Raw genomic sequence first — 19,208 nt, 5'->3', positions numbered from 1 at the left:
AAACCCTGATGAATGTATTGATCGTTCACGCTCATCCCGAGCCGCAGTCTTTCACCGCCGCGCTGCGTGATAAGGCAGTGGAGACCTTTCAGGCCCAGGGCCATCAGGCGCAGGTCAGTGATCTGTATGCGATGAACTGGAATCCGGTGGCCAGCGCCGAGGACTTCGGCTCCCGGGAAAACCCCGAGTACCTGGTCTATGCCCTGGAGCAGCGCCTGGGGGTCAAGAGCGGTTCGCTTGCCGCGGATATCCAGCAGGAGCTGGACAAGCTGTTGTGGGCCGACCTTGTGGTGCTGAACTTTCCGATCTACTGGTTCTCGGCCCCGGCCATGCTCAAGGGCTGGATCGACCGGGTGCTGGTGTCTGGCGTCTGTTATGGCGGCAAGCGTTTCTACGACCAGGGCGGGCTGGTCGGCAAAAAGGCCCTGGTTACCGTGACCCTTGGCGGGCGCGAGCATATGTTTGGCGAAGGCGCGATCCATGGGCCACTGGAGGATATGTTGCGGCCGATCTTGCGAGGCACCCTGGCTTATGTCGGTTTCGATGTGCTGGAGCCGTTTGTGGCCTGGCATGTGCCGTACATCAGTGAAGATGCGCGCAAGGACTTCTTGCGCAGCTATCAGCAGCGTCTTGAGCACCTGTCGGACGACCAGCCGCTGGAGTTTGTGCGGTTGTCGCAGTTTGACGAGGCGCTGTATCCGTTGGCCTGATGCGTAGCGGCTGCGATTACCCACCCATTCGGGTTATGGTCGCCGCCACCGAATCACCTGATAGTAAGTCCATCGGCTCACCCGGAGCAGTCACACGACGGAGTTGCTATGCGCAAGGCACTGAAGGTGATGTGCAGTCTGTTGCTGGCGTCCACTGCCACGGCTACCCTGGCCGCTGAAGTGGGCACCGGCAACACCCTCAGGTTGTACAACTGGACGGACTACATCGGCGAAACCACCCTGGCCGATTTCGAAAAAGCCACGGGCATCAAGGTGATCTACGACACCTTCGATGGCTACGAAACCGTGCAGACCAAACTGCTGACCGGCCGCTCCGGCTACGACCTGGTCATGCTCAACGCCTCCTTGGTGCCGCCGCTGATCAAGGCCGGCGTATTCCAGCCGCTGGACAAACAGCAACTGCCCAGCTGGCACAACCTCGATGCACAGGTGGTGCAGGCGCTGCAAGGCTACGATCCGGGCCTGAAATACTCGGCGCCCTATACCTGGGGCAGTAACGGGGTGACGTACAACGTCGACAAGATCAAAGCCCGTATGCCCGATGCGCCGATCGGTTCGCTGGCCATGCTGTTCGACCCCAAGATCGTCTCGCGCTTTGCCGACTGCGGCGTGACCCTGATGGACGCGCCCACCGAGGTGATCCCGCTGGCGCTCAAATACCTTGGCAAAGACCCACGCAGCGCTGCGCCTGCTGACCTCAAGGCAGTCGAAAAGCTGCTGCTGGACATTCGCCCCTATATCAAGAAATTCGACTCGGTGAACTACCTCACCAGCCTGCCTAATGGTGATGTGTGCATGGCACTGACCTGGTCGGGTGACTACGCCATCGCCCAGGCCCGCGCCGAAGAAGCGAAAAAAGACATCAAGTTGTCGTTCTTCATCCCCAAGGAAGGCTCGCTGATCTGGTTCGACAACCTTTACCTGCCCAAGGATGCCCCGCACAGCGCCAACGCCCATCGTTTCGTCGAGTTTCTGTTGCAGCCGCAGACCATGGCCCAGGTGACCAACTATATCCGCTACGCCAACAGCAATGCAGCGGCCACGACATTGGTGCAGGCGGACATCCGCAACGATCCGGCGATCTATCCCGATGACGCCACCCGCGAACGTCTGTTTGCCCAGAAAACCCAGGACGCCCGGGATATGCGCGCGATCACCCGGGTCTGGAGCACGGTCAAGACCGGTTTCTGACTTACCTCAATTCCCATTGCCAAGGAACAGACCATGGCTACGTCAAACAACGCTGTCGCAACCCCCTTTGCCCATGATCCGCTGGTGGAGGCCGACAAGGCCCACTATATGCACGGCTATCACATGTTCGACGAGCACCGCGAGCAGGGTGCGCTGAACATTGTTGCCGGGGAGGGTGCTTATATCCGTGACACCGAGGGCAACCGCTTCCTCGATGCGGTAGGCGGCATGTGGTGCACCAACATTGGCCTGGGCCGCGAAGAAATGGCCCTGGCCATCGCCGACCAGGTACGCAAGCTGGCCTACTCCAATCCCTTCTCGGACATGGCCAACACCGTCGCCATCGAACTGTGCGAAAAACTCGCCCAGCTTGCTCCGGGTGATCTGGACCACGTGTTCCTCACCACTGGCGGCTCGACGGCGGTCGATACCGCTTACCGCCTGATCCAGTTCTACCAGAACTGCCGGGGCAAGCCGCACAAGAAGCACGTCATCGCGCGCTACAACGCCTATCACGGCTCCACCACCCTGACCATGTCGATCGGCAACAAGGCTGCCGACCGGGTGCCAGAGTTCGATTACGCGCATGATCTGATTCACCACGTGTCCAATCCCAACCCGTACCGGGCGCCAGATGACATGGATGAGGCCGAGTTCCTCGATTTCCTGGTGGCCGAGTTTGAAGACAAGATTCTCTCGCTGGGTGCCGACAATGTCGCGGCGTTCTTTGCCGAGCCGATCATGGGCTCAGGCGGGGTGATCATCCCGCCCAAGGACTATTTCCTGCGCATGTGGCAGGTCTGCCAGACCTACGACATCCTCTTCGTCGCCGATGAGGTGGTGACCTCCTTCGGCCGCCTGGGCACTTTCTTCGCCAGTGAAGAACTGTTTGGCGTGCAACCGGATATCATCACCACGGCCAAGGGCCTGACCTCGGCCTACCTGCCGCTGGGCGCGTGCATCTTCTCTGATCGAATCTGGAAGGTCATTGCCGAGCCGGGCAAGGGCCGTTGCTTCACCCACGGTTTTACCTACAGTGGCCACCCGGTGTGCTGCACTGCAGCGCTGAAGAATATCGAGATCATCGAACGGGAGCACCTGCTGGCCCACGTCAAAGATGTCGGCAGCTACCTGGAGCGACGTCTGCAAAGCCTGCGCGAGCTGCCACTGGTAGGCGATGTGCGTTGCATGAAACTGATGGCCTGCGTCGAATTCGTCGCTGACAAGCGCAGCAAGGCATTGTTTGCCGACGCGGTAAACATCGGCGAACGCATCCACCGCCGTGCCCAGGACAAGGGTTTGCTGGTGCGGCCGATCATGCACCTGAACGTGATGTCGCCGCCTTTGATCATCACCCATGCCCAGGTGGACGAGATTGTCGAGATTTTGCGTCAGTGCATTATCGAGACGGCCAATGAGCTGCGTCGCGATGGCCTGTACAGCGGCACATGAGTGTAAGAGCAAGCGTGCAGGCTCATGCTCCAGCCGTTAGACTGCGGAGCATGAGCCACGCACCTCCTGAAACCCCTATCTGCCTGTCTTTGGGCGCTCTGCAGCAATGGCATGCAGCGCTGCAGAGCGCTTTTGCCCATATCGAAGCAGCGGATGGCCTTGGCCATCTGGCTGCCGCCATCAGCCAACTGGTGGCGGTTGAATCGATGATGATCAGCCTCGAATGCCAGGGTCAGGCGCCACAGTTGCTGTATCAGCAGGGCATTCCCGAGCCGCACCGCGATGCCATCCTCAACCGCTATTTCGCTGCGGGCTACCTGCTCGATCCTTTTTGCCTGGCGGTGGAAAGCGGCTTGGCCGAGGGCTTTTACCACCTGGAAGACATCGCCCCGGATCACTTTTTCGACAGTGACTACTACAAGACCTATTACCTGGGCACTGGCTGCAGTGAAGACAGCTATTTCATTGCCGACATGGGGGATGCCCGCAAGATATCCTTGAGCCTGTTCCAGGGCTGCAGCGGTTCGCGCCTCAACGGCGAGCAAGTTAACCTGTTGCGCGCGGTCGAGCCGATGGTCCGCGAGTTGCTGGTGCGCTTCGCCCGCCATGGACTCGCGCAAACCAGCAACAATGCTGGGCACAACAGTATCCAGGCGGCGTTTGATAGCTTTGGCTGCCAGGTGCTGACCGACCGCGAGCGGGAAGTGGCGCACATGATCCTGCGTGGTCATTCGGCCAAGTCCACGGCCAGCGAACTGGGTATTTCCCCCGAAACCGTGCGCATGCACCGCAAGAACCTCTACCTGAAGCTGCAGATCAACTCCCAGTCGGAGCTGTTCGCGCGTTTTATCGACTGGTTGCGCCAGGGCTGAGCCGCGTGTCAGGCACAGGGCCGCTGCTGTGCATTGCACGGGATAATAGGGGCACCAGTCCCTGTGTGGAGGACAAGCCATGAACAGCGATCAGCAACGCCTTCTGAGCGGCTTCGCCCTGGCCTTGGCCATGCTCTGCGTGGTGCCGGCAGTAGCGGCACAACCGAGCGCTGAAGAACCCATCGATATGTCTGCGGTGCACTTGCAGCCCAAGGAGCAAAATGGCATCAGCTACCTGGAGGGCGGCATCGGCATCGATGAGTCCCGGGCCTTGCAGCAGACCCGCGGCTACAACCTGCAGATCACCCTGTCGTCGGGGCCGGACAACAAGTACCAGAGCGGTGCCGAACTGCGCATTGAGTCTGCCAGCGGCCAGCCGGTGCTGACCCTGCAGGACATCGGCCCGATGCTCTACGCCAAGGTCCCGGCCGGTCATTACCAGGTTGTTGCCACGCTTGATGGCCAACAGTTGCGCCAGCAGGTGGTGATCGACGGCAGCGCACCGGTCAAGGTCAACTTGCACTGGCGCGAGTAGTGCGCCAGCATGGACGATCAACCGTTGCTGAGCCTGGGCCTGAGCGCGCTGCAGCGTGACGGTTTCCTGCTATTGCCCGGATTGCTCGCGCCCTCACAGGTCGCCCAGTTGCAAGCGGCGATCAGCACGCTTACGCCTATGCATTGGGATTACAACGGCTTGCTGGAGCACTACAAGTGTGTGTTCAACCGCGACCCGTTGTGGCTGGCCTATCTCGACCTGCCGGGGGTTATCGAACTGGCTGAGGCGGCGCTGGGCGAGGATTGCCACATCATCGGCCAGACCGCCTGGCGCAGCCATCCTGGCTATCAGGGCATGCCGCTGCACTTGGACTATCTGGTGATGGAGCTGCCTCCGGCACTGCTGGCCGACCCCGGCTTCGAGCTGCCGATGCAGGTGTGTACCGTGCAGTTCTACCTGGACGACATCGACGCCGAGCTGTGCCCGACCCAGGTGTTGCCTGGCAGCCACCGTGCAGGGCGCAAGCCTGTGCCCGGGGAGCAGCAGTGGCAGGGGCAGTCAGCGCAAAGCATTCTCTGCCGGGCGGGCGATGCCCTGATGTTTCGCAGCGAACTCTGGCACGGCGGCAGCGACAACCGCAGCGCTGGCCGCAGCCGCTCGATGCTGCAGGTGCACTACGGCCGACGCATGGTTGCGCAGAAGTTTTCGCCTTACCTGCACTGGCAGTTCAACCCGGCAGTGCTCGCCGCTGCGACGCCTCGCCAGCGGCGCCTGCTCGGCGAGCATGCCGAAGCCGAATACGACTGATGCTCAGGTCACGGCCTTGACCGCCAGCACATTGCACAAGGTGTGATCGAGCAGATGCTCGGTGGTGCTGCCGGTCAAGCGTTCAAGCAGTTTGCGTGGATGATTGCCCATCACCAGCACGTCGGTGCGGCTGTGCTCGACGAAGTCGGCAATGCTGCGGGTAATCGGCGCCGAGAGGAAGTGCTGACGCTCCTGCGGCACGCCGTGACGCACAGCCAGGTGTTCGAAAGCCTTGTGGATCGACTTGCGCACATCTCTGCCAAAGCCTGGCATGGTCACGGTACCGGCACCGAAATCGGCCATATGGGTGCGGGCGCTGTCGCACACATGCAGTAAATGCAGTTCGGCGTTGCACTGGCGTGCCAGATCGCTGGCGGTTTGTATCACCGCTTCATTAAGGTCGTCATGGGGATGTTCGGGGTGAGTCGGGTCGACGGCGGCCACCACGACACGGGGCAACGGGCAGTGCATAGCAGAGACAAGGTGCAGCGGACACGGGCACTCGCGCAGCAGTTGCCAATCCAGCGGGGTGAACAGCAGGCGCTTGAAGGCCGGCTCGTGCTGCACATCCTTGATCAGCAGGTCCGGGTCGATTTCCTTCACTTGCGCCAGAACAGCGTTTATCAGGTCACGGGTCAGTATTGCGTCAGTGCTGACCCGGATGCCGTTGTCATGCAGCAAGGTGGCTTCGTCGGCGAGCCACTGACGGGTGTCCTGTTCACGGGTCTGGTTCAGGAACTCGTCGCCGCTGATCACGCCGAGGGTGTCAACCTCCTCGATAAAGGCACAGATATGCAGGGCGGCACCGGTGGCGTGGGCCAGGGCGGCGGCGCGCTCCAGTGCCGGGGTGTGACGCATATCGCCACCGACCATCAGGAACAGGCGTTGGTACTGGCTCATGGTGCACCTCCGGTCGCGTTGCATTGCCAGCCCCCGAGCTAGAGTTTAGCCCATTGCCTGCAACGCCCCCGGCGCCAGCGCCAATACGGCCTGACCGATGGTCACTCAGCCACGGCGGTCCAGCCAGACGGTCTGGGCGTTGCAGAACTCGCGCACGCCGAAGTGTGACAGTTCACGGCCGAAACCACTCTTCTTGACCCCGCCGAAGGTGACGCGCGGATCGCTGGCACAGTAGCCATTGATGAATACGCCGCCAGTGTCCAGTTCCTCGGTGAGCTGGGCGGCCAATTCCAGGTCCTGGGTGTAAATCGTCGAGGCCAGGCCGAACTCGCTGTCGTTGGCCAGTTGCAGGGCATGGCGGGCGTCGCGGGCGGTAATGATCGAGGCTACCGGGCCGAACAGCTCCTGGCGGAACGAGGTCATCTGGTCGGTGACATCGGCCAATACGGTCGGCGCGTAAAAGTTGCCCACGCCGTCTACCTTGTGCCCACCCAACAGCAGGGTCGCGCCTTCAGCCAGGGTGGCCTGGACCTGTTCATCCAGCTCGTCGCGCAGGTCGAAGCGGGCCATCGGGCCCAGGTAGGTCTGCTCCGACAACGGATCCCCCATGACCAGCTGACGGGTGGCTTCGACGAACTTCTGGGTAAAGGCTTCGACCACACCTTGTTCGATGATCAGACGCTTGGCGGCGGCGCAGACTTGACCGGTATTGGCGTAGCGGCCGATCACCGCGGCCTTGACCGCTTCGTCGAGGTTGGCATCGTTGAGAACGATGAACGGATCGGAACCGCCCAGCTCCAGTACGCATTTCTTCAGGGCCGCGCCAGCCTGGGCACCGATGGCCATGCCGGCACGTACGCTGCCGGTCAGGGTCACGGCGGCGATGCGTGGGTCCTTGATGGCCTGGGAAACACCGTCTGGGGTGACGTTGATGACTTCGAACACACCGTCAGGCAGACCGGCCTGCTTGATCACCTCAAGCAGCAGGTAGGCGCTGCCCATCACATTCGGCGCATGCTTGAGCACATAGGTGTTGCCGGCGATCAGTGCCGGTACGGCGCCGCGCAGCACCTGCCAAACTGGGAAGTTCCACGGCATCACCGCCAGAATCGGGCCCAGCGGACGGTACTCGATACGGGCCTTGCCGTTTTCCACCAGGGTCGCTTCGGCGCTGAGCATGCCCGGGCCCTGAGCGGCGTACCACTCGCACAGTTGGGCGCATTTCTCCACTTCGCCACGGGCCTGGGCCAAGGGCTTGCCCATTTCCAGGGTGATCATCCGCGCCATGGCTGCAGCGTTGTCACGGATGGCGCTGGCCAGGGTGAGGATCAGCTGGGCGCGCTCGGCCACTGGCGTACGCCGCCATTGGGCGAAAGCGGCCGCAGCCCGTGCCAGCGCCGCACCAAGGTCGGCCTCGGACTGGTAAGGGTAGTGGCCAATGGCCTCGCCGTTGGCGGGGTTGATCGACACGGCATGGGTATGGCTGGAAAACGCGGTCATGGCACTGTCCTGCAAGAAAGTAGGGATCGGCGCCAGAGTAGAGGGCTGTGCATGTTGTGGAAACTGAATAATAATGATCCTATCATTCACGAATGGAGAACGATGTGGACCTGGTTCAGCTGGAAATCTTCAAAGCCGTGGCCGAGTACGGCAGCATCAGCGTTGCCGCCCAGCACATCCACCGGGTGCCTTCGAACCTGACGACGCGTATCAAGCAGCTGGAAAGCGATCTTGGCGTCGAGTTGTTCATCCGCGAGAAGAGCCGCCTGCGGCTGTCACCGGCGGGCTGGAACTTTCTCGATTACACCCGGCGCATCCTCGCCCTGGTTGAAGAAGCGCGGATAACCGTGGCGGGCGAAGAGCCCCAGGGGCCGTTCTCCCTCGGTTCACTGGAGAGCACCGCGGCCGTGCGCATCCCGGCCTTGCTCGCTGCCTATAACCAGCAGTACAGCAAGGTCGAACTGGATCTTTCCACCGGGCCGTCGGGGGCAATGATCGAGGGTGTGCTGTCCGGGCGTCTGGTGGCGGCCTTTGTCGATGGCCCGGTGTTGCATCCGAGCCTCGACGGCGTGCCGGTGTTCGAGGAACAGATGGTGCTGATCGCGCCGCTCAACCACGGGCCGATCAGCCGTGCCCAGGACGTCAATGGCGAAAACATCTATGCCTTTCGTTCCAACTGCTCCTACCGCCATCACTTCGAGCGCTGGTTCAGCACTGATGCGGCGGTGCCGGGCAAGATCTACGAGATGGAGTCCTACCACGGCATGTTGGCCTGCGTCAGTGCTGGTGCGGGCCTTGCGTTGATGCCGCGCAGCATGCTGCAGAGCATGCCAGGCTACGCCACGGTCAGCGTTTGGCCGTTGTCCGAAGATTTTCGTTATTTACACACTTGGCTGGTCTGGCGGCGTGGCACCGTCTCCCAGAACCTGTCGAGTTTCGTCCAACTGCTTGAGGCGCGCCGCGAGGCCGCGTCTGTCGAAGCGACTGGATAAAGCCTGCTGTAGCGCAGGTTTCATTGGCTAGACTGAATCCATCGCACCCATGCCACGTGCGAGCCGGAGCAGCCATGCTTGATTACTTCGCATTGGGTCTGTTGATCTTCGTCGGTCTGGTGCTGTTCTACGGCATCATCGTGCTACACGACATCCCCTACGAGATCGCCGTTCACCGTAACCATCCGCATCAGGATGCTATTCATGCCACCGGCTGGGTCAGCTTGTTCACATTGCATGCGCTGTGGCCGTTCCTGTGGATCTGGGCCATGCTCTACCGCGAGGACCGAGGCTGGGGCATTGGCACAGGCAGTGCCGGGCAACCCTCAGCGGCTGAGCTGCAGCGCGAGCTACAAGCACTGCAGCAACGGGTGGCGCAACTGGAGGCGGCTCAGGCCAGACCCAGTGATGCCAAGCTCGAGTGTGGCGGGGGGACCTAGGCCATGGACCTGCTGCTGGTGCTCACCTACGCTGCGATCTGTGTGGCGATCTTCAAGCTGTTTGGCATTCCTCTGAATAAATGGACAGTGCCTACCGCGGTGCTGGGTGGCGTGGTGCTGATTGGTGCGTTGATCTTCACCATGAACTACAACCATCCCTATTCGGAAGTGGCGCGTACCTATTTTGTTTCGGTGCCGGTGATTCCTGTGGTCACTGGCAAGGTGATTGATGTGCCGGTATTGGGCAATCAGCCGCTGAAAGAGGGCGATGTGCTGTTTCGCATCGATCCTGCGCCGTTTCAGTACCGGCTCCAGTCGCTCAAGGCCCAACAGTTGGCGGCCAGGGGTGACCTGTACCGGATCAATGAGCTGATCAAGCGCAACTTCGGCACCCGCCGTGAGCAGGAAGCAGCTATTGCCCAGGTCGACGACTTGCAGGCACAGATCGATAACGCCCAGTTCGAGTTGGACAATACGGTGGTCCGTGCGCCGAGCAAGGGGTATGTGACGCATGTGTCGCTGCGTCGGGGGATGATGGCAAGCAAGTTGCCACTGCGGCCTTCGATGGTGTTCATTCCCGAGGAAGGCCATTACTTCGCTGCCTGGATGCGCCAGAACAGTTTACTACGGTTGGTGCCGGGCGATGAGGCGGAGGTGGCCTTTGACGGTATACCTGGCAAGGTGTTCAAGGGCCGGGTGAAGAATGTCATTGCGGTGATCGCTGAAGGGCAGGTGCAGCCGTCGGGGAATCTGATCGGCTTTACCGGTTCGCCGCCGGCGGGGCGGGTGCCGGTGGTCATTGAGATTACTGATCCTGAGTTTGCCAAGTACAGTGCGCAGATGCCTGGGGGGGCTTATGGTCAGGCGGCGCTGTACAGTAAGCACTTTCATCATATTGCGGCGATGCGCAAGATCCTTTTGCGCATGGCTGCGTGGATGAATTTTATCTTTCCGTTTCATTGAGCGACGCTTGCTGTGGGAGCGGGCTTGCCCCGCGATGAGGCCTTCACTAGCGCTACATTTTGTGAGCATATCCGTTTGCTTGGGTGGAGCTGAATCACCTTTGCGCCCTCACTCCGCTCTTGCTTTGATTGTCTAGACGTTGTCCTGTGGGTGCACTTCGGCTTGGCTATCTGCAGCTATCGGCTGCGCTACCCAGGACATGAACAGTTCGTAACCCACCGCCAGTAACACCGGGCCGATGAACAGGCCGATGATGCCGTTGGTCAACATGCCGCCCAAGGCACCAATCAGCACTACCGGCATCGGTACGGCTACGCCACGCCCCAGCAACAAGGGTTTGAGGACGTTGTCGGAGAGGCCGGCGAGGAGGGTCCAGATTGCGAAGATGACCGTGCTGACGCCTACGCCGTCATGGGCAAATACGTAGATGACGATGGGCAGGGTGATCAGCAGGGTCGGTAACTGGGTGATCCCCAGCAGCAGCACCAGCAAGGCCAGTACGCCGGCAGCGGGTACGCCCATGACCACTAACCCTATGCCCACCAGTAGCATCTGGATGAAGGCGATGCCGACTACGCCCTGGGCCACGGCGCGGATGGTTGCGGTGCACAGCGCGGCCAGTTGCGGGCCACGCTGGGGGCCGGAGATGCGGGTGGCGATGGCGACGCCGGTGCGATGGCCGCTTTCACCTTTGGCCATGATCACGCCGCCCACGATCAGGGCCAGCACAAACACCAGGATTCCCGAACCGATGCCGGCCAGTTGGGTCAGCAAAGTCTTGCTCACGCCTTTGAGGTGCGGGGCTACCTGCGACAGCGCCCAGCTCAGGTCTTCACTGGCATGCGCCCAGATGCCGTACAGCGGGGCGCCAATCAAGGGCCAGTCGCGAACGCTCAAGGGCGGCGCCGGGATCTCGATGACGTGGTCCTCGAAGCCATGGATTCCCAGCCTGACCGACTCGGCCACCGAGGTACCGAGCAGGCTCAAAGGGCCGATCAGGCAGGCCAGGCCGACAATCACCAAGAGCACCGCAGACCAGCCGGGGCGATTGCCGAACCAGCCACTCAGGCGCTGGTTCAAGGGGTAGAGGGTGATCGCCAGGATCACTGCCCACAACATCAGGCTCAGGAAGGGTTTGAAAATCTCGAAGCAGAACATCACCAGTACCGCGATCAATCCCGCACGGATCAAGACATCCAGCAGTTCTCTGCCGTTTCCAAACTGTATCGGTCGATTGTCGGCCATGACAGATTCCTTGTACGTGGATGAGTTAGCGCGCTGCCGGACAGCGACTGGCGCCGCTGCGGGCGGTCTGGCTGACCAGCTCGGTGAAGCGCTTGAGGTTCTGCTGATGAGCCAGCACCAGGTCATCGATGGTTGCCCCGGCCGGGGTCTGGATCACGCTGTGGCAGTTGAGCGCGGCACCGCCGTTGCCATTGGCCGCGCGCAGGCGCCAACTGGCATCGAACAAGGCGTACTGCCCCGGCACCGAGTCAAAGCGTTGCACATCAACCCGCAAGCTCAGGCGCGACTGGCCACTGCGGGTGGCGAACTGGTTGACCAGGGCATTCTGCAACTCATCGGCCAGACTTGCGCCCCACCATTCGGTTTCGAGGATCGCCAGGCCGCTGTTGCTCTGGCGAATCACCACCTGCGGGCGGTCGACCTGGGGCGGCACGCTGACCCGCTCCAGTTGCACATCGACTGTGCTGGCAGGCGCCGGTTGCTGCGGAATCAGGGTGTGGTAGTGAATCGGGTCGCTGCGACAAGCCGCCAGCAACATTGCCAGGCCCAGTAGTGCGAATTTTGCGGCGTGCGCCATGGTCGATGCTCCTGCGGTCAATTGCGCGACGAGGGTTTCAGGGTGTCGGCCGGAGCGTCCTTGGGTCTGCCGCGCAGCAAGGAATCGGGGTTGCGGCCCAGGTAATCGGCCAGCTCACGTAGCGAGCGCGACATGCGCCCCAGTTCGTCCAGGGTCTGGGTCAGCTGTTCACGCTGGGGCGAGTCGTCGGCCAGGGTCGAGTTGGCCGACTGCAGGGTCTTGCTGACCTCCTGCAAGGTGCCCTGAACCCCGGGCAAGGTGCGGCTGTTGAACTGCGCCAGGCCCTTGCGCAATTCCACCAGGTTGGCGTCCAGGTTGTTGGCGATGCGCTCGATCGGCAGGCGGTTGATGCGCTCGACCATGGCCTGGAACTGTTCCTGCAATTGTTCCAGGCTGCCCGGGACGGTAGGGATGGTGATGGGCCGTGCCGTCGGATCGAAGGCCACCTTTGGCGCTTTCGGGTCGAAATCCAGCGCGATGTACAGCTGCCCGGTCAGCAGGTTGCCGCTGCGGGCCTGGGCGCGCAGGCCGTTATCGACAAAGGTGCCGAGGATGTGGGCGGCGGCCTGTTCGTCATCGGGATTGTGATTGAGCGCCTTGATCAGCTTGGTGTGTGCCCGGCCCAGGCGCTGCGGATAGATGACGATACCGACATTGACCGGGAAGGAACGCTGCTCGGCATCGAAATCCAGGTTGACTGATACCACCCGGCCAATTTCCACCCCGAGAAATTCCACCGGTGCGCCCACTTTCAGGCCGCGCAGGGCCTGGTCAAAGCGCAGGGCCAGGTACTGGGGCTTGCCGTTGGGCGGGGCGAGGGCGGTTTTCTCGTCTTCGAACAGTTCGAACACTTTGTCTTCGGCAGCCACCTGGTCTTCGGGGTTGTATTGCGGCGTACGGAAGGCGATGCCCCCCACCAGCAGTGACGACAGCGACTCGGTACGCACCGCAAAGCCATTGGCGCCGACCTCGACGTCGATACCGCTGGCATTCCAGAAACGGGTGTTGTTGGTGACAAAGACGTCGTTGGGCGAGTGAACGAAGACTTCGATGTCTACGCCCTTGCCGTCCTTGGACAGCTCATAGGCCACCACCTGACCCACTGGAATCTTGCGGTAGTACAGCGGTGAGCCGACACCGAGCGAGCCGAGGTCGTCGGTGTGCAGGGTAAAACGCTTGCCGGGCTCGCCGTAAGTGATGGGTGGCGGCATCTCCAGCCCTTTGAAGACCTTGGCGCGGTTATCCGATTGCCCGGAATCGGCACCGATAAAGTCGCCGGAAAGCAGGGTATCGATGCCGGATATGCCGCCAGCACCAATGCGTGGGCGAACCACCCAGAAAGTCGCGTCTTCGCGGGTGAAGTTATCGGCCTGTTTGACCAGATTCACCGTGGCAGTCACGCTTTTCTGGTCGTGGCTCAATTCCACTGTCGTCACGTGGCCGATCACCACGTTGCGGTACTTGACCTCGGTTTTGTTGGCGGTCAGGCCTTCGCCCGTCTTGAAGGTGATCTGGATGGTCGGCCCCTGTTGCAACCAGTTTTGTACCACCAGCGAAATGCCCACCAGCACCGCGACAATCGGCACGATCCATACCAGCGACACATTGAGGCGTCGGCTCTTGACCGTCGATGGGCCTGGCACAGGCGGCTCTTCAGTGGCTGCTGACTTCATCCGTGCACTCCTCGGGTTGACGGCTTTCCCAGATCATTCGCGGGTCGAAACTCATGGCGGCGAGCATGGTGAACACCACCACCAGGCCGAAAAACAGGATGCCCGGACGCGGCTCGATGTCGCCCAGGGCCTGGAACTTGACCAAGGCGGCGACCAAGGCCACGACGATTACATCAAGCATTGACCAATAACCGATCAGCTCGACGAAGCGGTAGAGCTTGGAGCGTTCCTTCTGCGCCCAATTGCTGCCACGCTGTACGGTTACCAGCAACAGGCCGAGGGCGACAAATTTGGTCGCCGGCACGGCGATGCTGGCGATAAAGATGATCAGGGCGATATCCCAGGCGCCGTGCGACCAGAATTCGATGACCCCGCTCATGATGGTGCTGTCGTCGCCACTGCCAAGCATTTTCGTGTTCATTACCGGCAGCAGGTTGGCGGGCACATAGAACACCAGCGAAGCGATCAGGTAGGCCCAGGTGCGGGTCAGCGAATCGGGCTTGCGCGCATGCAGCGGGGCGCCGCAGCGGTCGCAGTGATGCGCCGCGTGACTGGCATCGCAGGCTTTGCCGCAAGCGTGGCACAGCACCAGGTTGAGCTCCGAGGCCAACGGCGGGCGGGTCATGGCAGGGCGTCCCACAATTCGCGGATATCACGGCCGGCCACGCGGATGATCAACAGACTCAGCGCCGCCAGGGCCAACAGGCCGATACCGGGCAGCACATCGAGCAGGCCGGCCAGTTTGAATACCGCGACCATGGCGCCCAGCAGGCAGACTTCGAGCATGCTCCACGGCCGCAGGGTTTCCAGCCAGCGCATGCACAGGCTGAAGGCCGGCGAACGCTGTCCGGCCAAGGCAAAGCACAGCACCCAGATCAGCAACAGGAGTTGGAACATCGGGGCGATGATGATCGAGATCGCCGCCACCAGGGCAATGAAGGTAATGGGTCCGGTGGCCAGGGCGCGAACGGAGTCCCAGAGGGTGGCGCTGTTGGAAAAACCCTGCAGGCTGATGCTCATCACCGGGTAGAAATTGGCCAGCAGCCACAGCACCCCGGCGGTGATGCTCAAGGCCAGGCGCTGCTGCAGCGTGAGGCCGTTGTAACGTTGCAGCACGGCGCCACAGCGCCGGCACAAGGCCTTCTGGTGTTTGCCGAGGGAGACCTTGTGGTACACGCAGTCGCAATGTTCGCAAATGATCAGCTGATCGGTATCCAGCATGGTGCGCGCTCAGGCTGCGGGCGGAGACTAGGTCAATATAGTCGGCGTGTGAGCAAGCCCGCGGATTTTTCCGTCATCCAAGGGGCTGGCGATGAACTTGGGCTATACCTAACTGGCTCGGCTCACCCGCACGGAGTGCGCAGATGAAACCAGTGAACTGTGTTCTTTGCCTGCTGTTGACGGCCCAACCGCTGTTCGCCCTGGCCGAAGAGGCCCCTGCGGCGAATGACGCGCAAACCGTGCGCAACCCCCGGGTGATCGACAAGCTCATCGACATGGGCGAGTACCTGCGCGGCCTCAAAACCTTCAAGGTCAGCGCCCAGTCCACGCGTGACACGGTGCTGGACTCGGGGCAGAAGATCAAAAGCGAGTCGCTCAACGTGCTGCAGGTGGACGGTCATAACCACCTGTACGCCAGGAGCGACGGCGATACTCGCACCCTGGAGTTTTTCTACAACGGCAAGCAGCTGACCCAGTACTCGCCCTATCTCAAGTACTACACCACGGTCGAGGCGCCGCCGACTCTGGTCGAAACCCTGCACCGCCTGGAGACCTACTACGGCATCCAGTTGCCCCTCGAAGACCTGTTCCTGTTCGGCAGCGACCAGGCCCAGATCGACGGGATCAAGAGCGCGCTGTATATCGGCCCCTCGACCATCAACGGCAAGCTCTGCGATCACCTGGCCTTTCGCCAGGCTGATGTCGACTGGCAGCTGTGGCTGACCCGTGAGGAGCAACCGCTGCCGTGCAAGCTGGTCATCACCACCACCAGCGAGGCCAGCGCCCCCGAGTACACCGCGGTGTATAGCTGGAACCTCAAGCCGGACAGCAAACAGGTGAAGTTCACCTTCGTGCCGGGTAAGGGCGATGTTGCCATTCCATTGAAGAAAGCCAGCGAGTAGGGGAGCGCCGCCATGTTCAGGATCGCCTCGTGCACTGTGCTGTTGTCGCTGTTGAGCGTGTCGTTGTTGACGCTGGTACCGGTGTTCGAGGCTGACGCCGGCCCTCGGGCCATGGGCCATGCCCGAGCCTCGGTGAACCGCGCGCCAGCGGCGGGGGCGCCACGGGCCCAACGGATCAATACCCGGCAGAACGTAGCGGGCAACCGCGCCAACAGTAACCGCCAGGTCAACAGCAATCGCCAGATCGATAGCAACAATCGTCATATCAATGCCGGCAACCGTGCCTACGTCAACACCGGGACGCGCAACGTCAACATCGACAACCACCGTGACGTCGATATCGATGTCGATGGCGGCGGGCGCTATGGCTATGACGATGACTATCACCCGATAGCGGCCGCTGCGGCAGTGACCGCCACCGTGGTGGCCACCGCGGCGGTGGTCGGGGCGATTTTCCGGCCCTCGCAGATGCCGGCCGACTGTGTGCAGGTGGTGCGCTACAACACGGCTTACCTGCAATGCGGATCGACCTGGTTCCAGCCCCAGTACCAGGGCAGCAGTGTCACTTATGTAGTGGTCAATGCTCCTTGAATACGCTGGAGTACAAATGTGCTCCTGCCTGAAACTGCACATGCGAGCATCCGGAGCTGGCGAGAGCAGGGAACTTGGGTGCCACTGCGAGTATCCTATTTGACGTAGGTACTCTATTTCCGGAGGCACCACCATGCGTCGTTTACTGATGGCTTCTTCGCTCGTTTTTTGCTTGCCCGTGGGCATCGCTCTGGCCGATGTGGACGCCAAAGATGTGGCCACCTCGGCGGGGATATCCGCTTCGCTGTATTCCACCTTCAAGGATGACAAACGCGTCATCCCGGCCCGTGACGATGCCTCTTCGTTCATTGCCAGTGGCGGCGCTATTCGTGGCGTTTACCTGGAGTCGATGATGCAGCGTATTCGCCAGGACAACCCCGGCTTGCAAGCCAGCGATGAAGACATTGCCCGGGCGATCCTGACCCAGGACGAACTGGGTAGCGCGCGCTGAGCTATCCTGGCAGGGGCTGGTGCTCCCACAAGAAACGGAACCCATCATGTTCAGATTATCGCCACTCGGTCTTTGCCTGCTCGTGTCATTGTCCAGCGCCCCGGCGTGGGCCGAAACCGTGGTGCCCCTCAAGGGCCAGAGCTCACAGCAGATTCAGCTGGACATCAACGATTGTCATAATGTCGCCAACAGCGCCTCGACCGCGCCGCCCGTGGCGGGCGGGCGGGTCAGGGGCGCGGCTGTCGGCGCCGCCGCCGGTGCGGTAGGGGCCGAGGTGCGTGGCCGTCAGCATGACGAAGTCTATGACCGTGTCGACGACGATGTGAAGCAGGAGTACCGGCAGAACCGCGCCAAGGAAACGGCGGCAGCCGGTGCCGTGGTCGGTGGCGCGCATCAACGCCAGGAGCGCCGGGCCCAACGCCAGGCCAGTGCGTCAAGCAACGCCACGGCTTACACCAGCTGCCTGCAGGGCAAGGGCTATCAGGTCAGCCCTTGAAACGGTGCGTAGGGTACGTTGCGTATGCGCCTCGCCTAGCAGGATGTGCCGCAGTCTTCTAATCTTCTTCTGGCCTGTCGTCAGTCCAGAGGCTTCGCATGAAGCCATGCCTTGTAGGCCTATCCAGCATCGGACGCTGACGTCGGCGCGGCTGGCGTCGGTAACGTAAAGGCCAGCCTGCCTGGGTGAGCGTATGACCGAGACGCACAGCGATTTTCGCTATTGGGCTTTCATCTCTTATTCGTCCCGCGACCAGCGGATCGCCAAGCGCCTGCACAAACGCCTGGAAACCTACCGTATTCCCCGTGACCTGATCGGGCGTCCCGGTCGTGACGGGCCTGTGCCGAAAACGCTGTTTCCGATTTTCCGCGATCGCGAAGAACTGCCGATGTCTGCCGATCTCGGTAGCTCGATCGAAGATGCGTTGCGCGCCTCTCGCTACCTTATAGTGCTGTGCTCCCCCTCGGCGGCGTCCTCGCGCTGGGTCAACGAAGAAATTCGCTATTTCAAGTCGCTCGGTCGTTCGGAGCGCATTCTGGCCTTGATGCTCGATGGCGAGCCCAATGCCAGCGACGATCCGGCCCAGGTGAGCCTGGAGTGTTTCGCTCCGGCATTGCGCTTTCGGCTTGACGCGTCAGGGCAGTTGGGTAACGTGCGTACCGAACCGATCGCGGGTGATCTGCGCAAGGGTGGTGATGGCTGGAAAGTCGCCTTTTTCAAGGCAATGGCTGGCATTACGGGGCTGGGCTATGACGCCTTTGCCCGGCGCGAGCGGCGCAGGCAGAAGATTCGCCGCCTGCTCGGCGGCATCGCAGCAGGGCTATTGGTGGGCGCTTCGATCTGGGTCTGGGACTATAACCGTCTGCAGGTGAGCTATTACGCCAACCTTGGCTCCCGTTGGGGTATCCCGCAAGGCGTCGGTGAAATTGACCAGAACGTGCGTCGTGGCCGTGAAACGCACTATCAGGTTGAATCGCGCCACTACAAGGTGCGGCGCGTGTTGCGCGTCAACAGTGCCGGGCATTTGCGCGATGACAAGGACAATCAGAACGCTGCGGTACAAAGCATTTTCTACCGTGAAGACGGCGCTATCGAGAAAGCCGAGTTGCGTGACCACAACAACCAACTGGTGCTGCAGAAGACCTTCAGCGAGCTTGAAAAAGCGGATCAGGGCAAGGTGCATTACATCGAGTTTCGCAAGGAACAGCGGGCGATGGTCGGTTTAAGTACAAACACTGGAGCAATGGGGTTCGCGGAAACTACAGATTCGTCAGTACGCTCGGAAATCACGGTACATCGTGTCGAATACGATGAAGAGGGACGAGTAGCAAGTATTGGTTATCGCAATGCCAATCAATACCCACGGGCCAACGGTGAGGGCATCTTTGGACAGATGTTCTTGTATGACAATGGCTTGCTGGCGACAGGAATAAAGAACCTGGGTATTGACGGATTGGCGCAACCCAATCGTCTGGGCATAAGCCTGGTGGTGATGGAACGCTCAGCGTTGGGCGATACGCTTGCCTTTCGCTATTTTGATAGCAATGACCAGCCCGCATTCCACCAGAACCAATATCACGCGCTAGTGTTCTGTCTCAGATAAAACATTCTCTACGGGCGTACCCGCCATGACCTCTCGGGCACGCTGGATCTTGCGCAAAATGTCTTCACCTTTCGCGCTCCAGACGTACCGGCAGGGCTGAGCGTT

21 protein-coding genes are annotated in these 19,208 nt (G+C 61.2%); 14 read left to right on the top strand and 7 right to left on the bottom strand.

Annotation, left to right across the window (positions count from 1 at the left end; genetic code table 11):
* Positions 1 to 8 precede the first annotated feature (8 nt).
* The 6 genes from ACRESH_RS03555 (at position 9) to ACRESH_RS03530 (ending at position 5,549) form a co-directional block, all read left to right on the top strand.
* Complete coding sequence (locus ACRESH_RS03555) at positions 9 to 710, top strand: NAD(P)H-dependent oxidoreductase (RefSeq protein WP_431740644.1); 702 nt, start codon at positions 9 to 11, stop codon at positions 708 to 710.
* A 108-nt stretch (positions 711 to 818) separates the two neighbouring features.
* Positions 819 to 1,922, top strand: a complete 1,104-nt coding sequence (locus ACRESH_RS03550) for a polyamine ABC transporter substrate-binding protein (RefSeq protein ID WP_431740643.1) — start codon at positions 819 to 821, stop codon at positions 1,920 to 1,922.
* Between the two features lie 33 nt (positions 1,923 to 1,955).
* A complete protein-coding gene (locus tag ACRESH_RS03545; RefSeq protein ID WP_431740642.1) occupies positions 1,956 to 3,374 on the top strand; it encodes an aminotransferase in 1,419 nt (472 codons plus the stop codon).
* 50 nt (positions 3,375 to 3,424) lie between these two features.
* Positions 3,425 to 4,246: a helix-turn-helix transcriptional regulator gene (locus ACRESH_RS03540; RefSeq protein WP_431740641.1), complete on the top strand. Its 822-nt coding sequence runs from the start codon at positions 3,425 to 3,427 to the stop codon at positions 4,244 to 4,246.
* Between the two features lie 79 nt (positions 4,247 to 4,325).
* Positions 4,326 to 4,781, top strand: coding sequence for a carboxypeptidase regulatory-like domain-containing protein (locus tag ACRESH_RS03535; protein ID WP_431740640.1), 456 nt, complete (start codon positions 4,326 to 4,328; stop codon positions 4,779 to 4,781).
* Positions 4,782 to 4,790: 9 nt separating this feature from the next.
* Positions 4,791 to 5,549, top strand: coding sequence for a phytanoyl-CoA dioxygenase family protein (locus tag ACRESH_RS03530; protein ID WP_431740639.1), 759 nt, complete (start codon positions 4,791 to 4,793; stop codon positions 5,547 to 5,549).
* Between the two features lie 3 nt (positions 5,550 to 5,552).
* Here ACRESH_RS03530 and ACRESH_RS03525 read toward each other — a convergent pair whose 3' ends face one another.
* Entirely contained in the window at positions 5,553 to 6,449 is an 897-nt protein-coding gene (locus tag ACRESH_RS03525) for a universal stress protein (RefSeq protein WP_431740638.1), read from the bottom strand.
* 105 nt (positions 6,450 to 6,554) lie between these two features.
* The gene (locus ACRESH_RS03520; RefSeq protein WP_431740637.1) at positions 6,555 to 7,949 is read right to left on the bottom strand and encodes an aldehyde dehydrogenase family protein; all 1,395 of its coding nucleotides are present in this window, start codon (positions 7,947 to 7,949) and stop codon (positions 6,555 to 6,557) included.
* 104 nt (positions 7,950 to 8,053) lie between these two features.
* Between ACRESH_RS03520 and ptrR the strand changes: the two genes are divergently transcribed.
* From ptrR to ACRESH_RS03505, 3 genes are all read left to right on the top strand, one after another.
* Positions 8,054 to 8,941, top strand: coding sequence for a putrescine utilization regulator PtrR (gene ptrR / locus ACRESH_RS03515; protein ID WP_431740636.1), 888 nt, complete (start codon positions 8,054 to 8,056; stop codon positions 8,939 to 8,941).
* A 74-nt stretch (positions 8,942 to 9,015) separates the two neighbouring features.
* A complete protein-coding gene (locus ACRESH_RS03510; protein WP_431740635.1) occupies positions 9,016 to 9,381 on the top strand; it encodes a DUF3302 domain-containing protein in 366 nt (121 codons plus the stop codon).
* 3 nt (positions 9,382 to 9,384) lie between these two features.
* The gene (locus tag ACRESH_RS03505; RefSeq protein WP_431740634.1) at positions 9,385 to 10,344 is read left to right on the top strand and encodes an HlyD family secretion protein; all 960 of its coding nucleotides are present in this window, start codon (positions 9,385 to 9,387) and stop codon (positions 10,342 to 10,344) included.
* A gap of 132 nt (positions 10,345 to 10,476) precedes the next feature.
* Here ACRESH_RS03505 and ACRESH_RS03500 read toward each other — a convergent pair whose 3' ends face one another.
* From ACRESH_RS03500 to ACRESH_RS03480, 5 genes are read right to left on the bottom strand one after another with little or no spacing between them, the layout of a single operon-like run.
* Positions 10,477 to 11,589 (bottom strand): AI-2E family transporter, encoded by a 1,113-nt coding sequence (locus ACRESH_RS03500; protein WP_431740633.1) that lies wholly within the window; start codon positions 11,587 to 11,589, stop codon positions 10,477 to 10,479.
* 25 nt (positions 11,590 to 11,614) lie between these two features.
* A complete protein-coding gene (locus ACRESH_RS03495) occupies positions 11,615 to 12,166 on the bottom strand; it encodes a PqiC family protein (RefSeq protein ID WP_431740632.1) in 552 nt (183 codons plus the stop codon).
* Positions 12,167 to 12,183: 17 nt separating this feature from the next.
* On the bottom strand, positions 12,184 to 13,839 hold the full coding sequence (locus tag ACRESH_RS03490; RefSeq protein ID WP_431740631.1) for an intermembrane transport protein PqiB: 1,656 nt from the start codon (positions 13,837 to 13,839) through the stop codon (positions 12,184 to 12,186).
* Positions 13,820 to 14,464 (bottom strand): paraquat-inducible protein A, encoded by a 645-nt coding sequence (locus ACRESH_RS03485; protein WP_431740630.1) that lies wholly within the window; start codon positions 14,462 to 14,464, stop codon positions 13,820 to 13,822. The genes ACRESH_RS03490 and ACRESH_RS03485 overlap by 20 nt, the downstream gene beginning before the upstream one ends.
* Positions 14,461 to 15,060 carry a paraquat-inducible protein A gene (locus tag ACRESH_RS03480; RefSeq protein WP_431740629.1) on the bottom strand — a complete coding sequence of 200 codons (600 nt, stop codon included), beginning with the start codon at positions 15,058 to 15,060 and terminating at the stop codon, positions 14,461 to 14,463. Before ACRESH_RS03480 ends, ACRESH_RS03485 begins: the two co-directional genes overlap by 4 nt.
* A gap of 143 nt (positions 15,061 to 15,203) precedes the next feature.
* On the opposite strand from ACRESH_RS03480, the gene ACRESH_RS03475 reads away from it, so the two are divergent.
* From ACRESH_RS03475 to ACRESH_RS03455, 5 genes are all read left to right on the top strand, one after another.
* A complete protein-coding gene (locus ACRESH_RS03475) occupies positions 15,204 to 15,962 on the top strand; it encodes a DUF2092 domain-containing protein (RefSeq protein WP_431740628.1) in 759 nt (252 codons plus the stop codon).
* 12 nt (positions 15,963 to 15,974) lie between these two features.
* Complete coding sequence (locus ACRESH_RS03470) at positions 15,975 to 16,553, top strand: hypothetical protein (RefSeq protein ID WP_431740627.1); 579 nt, start codon at positions 15,975 to 15,977, stop codon at positions 16,551 to 16,553.
* Between the two features lie 133 nt (positions 16,554 to 16,686).
* On the top strand, positions 16,687 to 17,004 hold the full coding sequence (locus ACRESH_RS03465; RefSeq protein WP_431740626.1) for a DUF2388 domain-containing protein: 318 nt from the start codon (positions 16,687 to 16,689) through the stop codon (positions 17,002 to 17,004).
* Between the two features lie 46 nt (positions 17,005 to 17,050).
* Entirely contained in the window at positions 17,051 to 17,500 is a 450-nt protein-coding gene (locus tag ACRESH_RS03460; protein WP_431740625.1) for a hypothetical protein, read from the top strand.
* A 193-nt stretch (positions 17,501 to 17,693) separates the two neighbouring features.
* Complete coding sequence (locus ACRESH_RS03455) at positions 17,694 to 19,103, top strand: toll/interleukin-1 receptor domain-containing protein (RefSeq protein ID WP_431740624.1); 1,410 nt, start codon at positions 17,694 to 17,696, stop codon at positions 19,101 to 19,103.
* Positions 19,104 to 19,208 lie beyond the last annotated feature (105 nt).

Origin of the sequence: Pseudomonas sp., assembly GCF_050739775.1 — a bacterium.
Lineage (GTDB): Bacteria > Pseudomonadota > Gammaproteobacteria > Pseudomonadales > Pseudomonadaceae > Aquipseudomonas.
This window is presented reverse-complemented; position numbering and strand designations above follow the sequence as displayed.